The organism is Brevundimonas sp., from assembly GCF_024711105.1.
GTDB lineage: Bacteria > Pseudomonadota > Alphaproteobacteria > Caulobacterales > Caulobacteraceae > Brevundimonas.
In genome coordinates this window covers 1-2,784 of sequence record NZ_JANJTL010000001.1, presented here as the reverse complement: position 1 = coordinate 2,784, position 2,784 = coordinate 1, and the positions used below count along the sequence as shown (strand labels likewise).

Annotated in this window: 1 protein-coding gene; it reads right to left on the bottom strand. The window is 67.3% G+C overall.

Going from position 1 to position 2,784, the window contains the following annotated elements; translation table 11 throughout:
• Positions 1 to 63: 63 nt before the first annotated feature.
• A partial coding sequence (rpoB, locus tag Q0M60_RS00005) for a DNA-directed RNA polymerase subunit beta (protein ID WP_296814300.1) occupies positions 64 to 2,784 on the bottom strand: 2,721 nt, incomplete at its 5' end.

Below are 2,784 nucleotides of genomic sequence, written 5' to 3'. Positions count from 1 at the left end.
CTCTGAGGGAAAGCGGGCGATCCGCCCTCCCCCGCCTCGGGCGGGAGAGGGCTAGGGTTCGGATCAGCCGTTCTCCAGCTCCACGTTCAGGCCCAGCGAGCGCATTTCCTTGACGAGCACGTTGAAGCTCTCGGGAATGCCGGCTTCGAAGCTGTCGTCGCCGCGGACGATGGCCTCGTAGACCTTGGTCCGGCCGGCCACGTCGTCCGACTTCACCGTCAGCATCTCCTGCAGGGTGTAGGCGGCGCCGTAGGCTTCCAGAGCCCAGACCTCCATCTCCCCGAAGCGCTGGCCGCCGAACTGCGCCTTGCCGCCCAGCGGCTGCTGGGTGACCAGCGAGTACGGGCCGATCGAGCGGGCGTGGATCTTGTCGTCCACCAGGTGGTGCAGCTTCAGCATGTAGATGTAGCCGACCGTGACCGGACGCTTGAACTGGTCGCCCGTCTGGCCGTCGAACAGGATCGACTGGCCGGTGCGGTTCAGGCCCGCGGCCTCGAGGAGATCCTCGATGTCGCTGATGTGGGCGCCGTCGAACACCGGGGTCGCGAAGGGCACGCCCTTCGACAGGTTCCGGGCCAGTTCCAGCAGCTCGCCTTCGTCGTCCGGCAGGGGGGTGTCCTTGCCGTAGACCTCGGTCAGCCGCTCGATGAGCGCCTTCTTCTGTCCGCCGTTCTGCCAGGCTTCGAGCAGGCTCGCGATCTGCTTGCCCAGACCCGCCGCGGCCCAGCCGAGGTGGGTTTCGAAGATCTGGCCGACGTTCATGCGCGACGGCACGCCCAGCGGGTTCAGCACCACGTCGACCGAAGTGCCGTCCTCCAGGTAGGGCATGTCCTCGATCGGCAGGATCTTGGAAATGACGCCCTTGTTGCCGTGACGGCCGGCCATCTTGTCGCCCGGCTGAAGCTTGCGCTTCACCGCGACGAAGACCTTGACCATCTTCATCACGCCCGGCGGCAGTTCGTCGCCGCGCTGCAGCTTCTCGACCTTGTCCTCGAAGCGGCGGTCCAGACGCTTACGGGCGTCCTCGAACTGGCGCTTCATGGCTTCGAGCTCGGCCATGGCCTTCTCGTCGTCGAGAGCCACCTGCCACCACAGGCCACGCGAGATGTCGGCCAGCTTCTCGGCCGTGACCGCGCCGCGGCCCAGGCCCTTCGGACCCGAGGTCGCGTTCTTGCCGACCAGCAGGGTCTGCAGGCGGCCGTAGACGTTGCGCTCAAGGATGGCGAGCTCGTCGTCGCGGTCCTTGCCGAGACGCTCGATCTCCTCGCGCTCGATGGCGAGCGCGCGCTCGTCCTTCTCGACGCCGTGGCGGTTGAACACCCGCACCTCGACGATTGTGCCGGCCACGCCCGGCGGCAGCCGCAGCGAGGTGTCACGCACGTCCGAAGCCTTCTCGCCGAAGATGGCGCGCAGCAGCTTCTCTTCCGGGGTCATGGGGCTTTCGCCCTTCGGCGTCACCTTGCCGACCAGGATGTCGCCCGGCTGGACCTCGGCGCCGATCGCCACGATGCCGGCCTCGTCGAGGTTGCGAAGGGCTTCCTCGCCGACGTTCGGGATGTCGCGGGTGATCTCTTCCGGGCCCAGCTTGGTGTCGCGGGCCATGACCTCGAACTCCTCGATGTGGATCGAGGTGAAGACGTCGTCGCGCACGATGCGCTCGGAGATCAGGATCGAGTCTTCGAAGTTGTAGCCGTTCCAGGGCATGAACGCGACGAGCGCGTTGCGGCCCAGGGCCAGTTCGCCCAGGTCCGTCGACGGGCCGTCGGCGATGACGTCGCCGGCCTTCACCACGTCGCCCACACGCACGATCGGGCGCTGGTTGATGCAGGTGTTCTGGTTCGAACGCTGGAACTTCGACAGACGATAGATGTCGACGCCGGACTTCGAGGCGTCGGTCTCCTCGGTGGCGCGCACGACGATACGGGTCCCGTCGATCTGCTCGACCACGCCGGCGCGGCGGGCGATGACGACGGCGCCGGAGTCGATGGCGACCACGTCTTCCATGCCGGTGCCGACCAGCGGCGCGTCGGCCTGGACCAGCGGCACCGCCTGGCGCTGCATGTTCGAGCCCATCAGCGCGCGGTTGGCGTCGTCGTTCTCAAGGAAGGGGATCAGGGCCGCGGCCACCGACACCACCTGCTTGGGCGACACGTCCATGAAGTCGACGTCCGCCTTCGGGGCCAGGGTCACGTCGCCCGAAATGCGAACCTGGGCCAGGTCGTCCAGCAGCTCGCCCTTGGGCGACAGCGGGATGTTGGCCTGGGCGATGACGTGCTTCGCCTCTTCCATGGCCGACATGTAGACGACCTCTTCGGTCGCCTTGCCGTCGACGACGCGGCGGTACGGGCTCTCGATGAAGCCGTACTTGTTGACCCGCGCGTGGGTGGCCAGAGAGTTGATCAGGCCGATGTTCGGGCCTTCCGGCGTTTCGATCGGGCAGATCCGGCCGTAGTGGGTCGGGTGCACGTCGCGGACTTCAAAGCCCGCGCGCTCGCGCGTCAGACCGCCCGGGCCGAGCGCCGACAGGCGGCGCTTGTGGGTGATTTCCGACAGCGGGTTGGTCTGGTCCATGAACTGCGACAGCTGCGAGCTGCCGAAGAACTCACGCACCGCCGCCGCCGCCGGCTTGGCGTTGATCAGGTCGTGCGGCATGACCGTGTCGATATCGACCGACGACATGCGCTCCTTGATCGCCCGCTCCATGCGCAGCAGGCCGACGCGGTACTGGTTCTCCAGCAGTTCGCCGACCGAACGCACCCGGCGGTTGCCCAGGTTGTCGATGTC